The organism is Arthrobacter sp. Hiyo1, assembly GCF_001263615.2.
In the GTDB taxonomy this organism is placed as follows: domain Bacteria; phylum Actinomycetota; class Actinomycetes; order Actinomycetales; family Micrococcaceae; genus Arthrobacter.
Map to the genome: position 1 here is coordinate 645,984 of NZ_DF952468.1, position 1,654 is coordinate 647,637.

2 protein-coding genes and 1 pseudogene are annotated in these 1,654 nt (G+C 62.6%); 1 reads left to right on the forward strand and 2 read right to left on the reverse strand.

Annotated elements, in window-relative coordinates; translation table 11 throughout:
* Nucleotides 1–21 precede the first annotated feature (21 nt).
* Nucleotides 22–270: a WhiB family transcriptional regulator gene (locus AHiyo1_RS02865; RefSeq protein WP_003804966.1), complete on the reverse strand. Its 249-nt coding sequence runs from the start codon at nucleotides 268–270 to the stop codon at nucleotides 22–24.
* A gap of 318 nt (nucleotides 271–588) precedes the next feature.
* Between AHiyo1_RS02865 and AHiyo1_RS02870 the strand changes: the two genes are divergently transcribed.
* Nucleotides 589–996 carry a hypothetical protein gene (locus tag AHiyo1_RS02870; RefSeq protein ID WP_253257159.1) on the forward strand — a complete coding sequence of 136 codons (408 nt, stop codon included), beginning with the start codon at nucleotides 589–591 and terminating at the stop codon, nucleotides 994–996.
* Nucleotides 997–1,020: 24 nt separating this feature from the next.
* Here the strand turns inward: AHiyo1_RS02870 and AHiyo1_RS02875 are convergent.
* Nucleotides 1,021–1,654 (reverse strand): annotated as a pseudogene (locus AHiyo1_RS02875) (FtsK/SpoIIIE domain-containing protein); the annotation flags it as partial.

Genomic DNA, 1,654 nt, shown 5'->3' on the forward strand with positions numbered 1-1,654 from the left:
GTGTTTTGCGGGCCGAGTCGCTTAGGAAGCGCGGCGGGCGCGGGCGGCGCGGCGCTTGAGTGCACGTCGCTCGTCCTCGCTCATTCCGCCCCAGACGCCAGCGTCCTGACCCGACTCAAGGGCCCACTGAAGGCATGTGTCCACGACGGGACAGCGGCGGCAGACACTCTTCGCTTCCTCGATCTGGAGAAGCGCAGGGCCGGTGTTGCCTACGGGGAAGAAAAGCTCCGGGTCCTTGTCAAGGCAGGCTGCGCGGTTACGCCAATCCATGCTGATCAGTCACTCCATTCGTGAGTACTAGTTAAGCCTTTTGTGAAAATATTCACGAGAGGCTTCATAGGAAAGGGGACCCATTGGGCCCCCTTGGTCGTCTGAGTCAAGCGTGTCATGTTAACGCCATGTAAACAAGGGGTTCAAGCGTTTGAAACCGTGAGCGATGCATCACATTGGATACCGGCCTACTCACAGGTATTCGACTATGTCCGGTAGTGTGCCAGTGTGTCAAGACCCCCTCTGAACCCCCACCATCACCCAGCAGCGCCCGGCGACGACGGCCAGGGGACCAGCCGCGATAACTTAGGCCGGGCAATCGGCGGAGGACCGCGTCCTGCAGGAATCGTTGTTATTTCGATTGTGGTTGTGCTGGAAGCCCTCGCACTATTGATCGCCGGGGCGCTGTATATATACGAGCTCGTGACAGGGGCTCCGGTGGCCTCATTCTGGGGAGCCGTATTTACTTTGGGCCTTCTGCTGGCCTTTTCTGCATTGTTGTTTGCCGTGGGACACTTCCTGTTCCGTGGCTACCGTTGGACCCGGGCACCGGCGTTGGTTGCCCAGCTGTTCGCCCTGACCATCGGGTTTCCCACCATGACCGGAGGCCTGGTTCTCGCCGGCCTGGCCATGGTGGTGCCGGCTTTGGCCGCGATCGTCTTTTTGTTCGACAAGCGGGTGGTTGCCTTTGCTTCCCGGGCGGGCGGATCCCGCGCCGCCCTCTAGCTGTTTTCGCTTTGGTACGGCTTCCTAACCCGGAGCGGCGATCTGGAGGGAGCGTGTTCGTCCATTCTCAATGAGGACAGCACGACCCGGTGGCGGCGCTTGTTCGGCGGCGATGCGCACGCCGAAGAAATCCGCAGCGGCAGGCGGCGCATTGCCAAGGAGAAGTCCGGTTCCGTGGTTTCCGGCCAGGGAAGCAAGCGGCGTCCGTTGCATGAGGGCTGGGCTTCCCGCAGTCGCCACGACTGAGAAGCCCATGCCGGGAAGTTCAGCCAGGAGGACGGCGGTTTCGCTGCTGAGGCGATCGACGTCGTCCACGAGGGGGATGACTTCTGCTCCCACGAGCCTGCGGCGCGCATCCCGGTGGAATGCAGCCCAACAGGCATCAGGATCGGTCCCTTCGGGTGGCGCCCACCAATGATGGCCTGGATTGAGCATGGCCAACGCGGTGAGCAACGAGGACTTGCCGGAACCGGGAGTGCCAAGGGCGAGGAGGATGCCTGGGCGCGGCAGTGTGATCCAAGCAGGTTCGTGTTCGTCCCCTCCAACCCCGAGGAGTACCGACCCCTGCGCGCGAGCGCGGGAAAGGGCAGCGGTTTCGGTTCGGCTAAGGGCAGCGAGATCCGAAGCCCGGATGAACTGCGGCAGGGGATCCACCCGG

Bases quoted from the DNA above. Each gene is read 5' to 3' on its own strand.
- AHiyo1_RS02865 (WP_003804966.1), bottom strand. From the start codon at position 270: ATGGATTGGCGTAACCGCGCAGCCTGCCTTGACAAGGACCCGGAGCTT.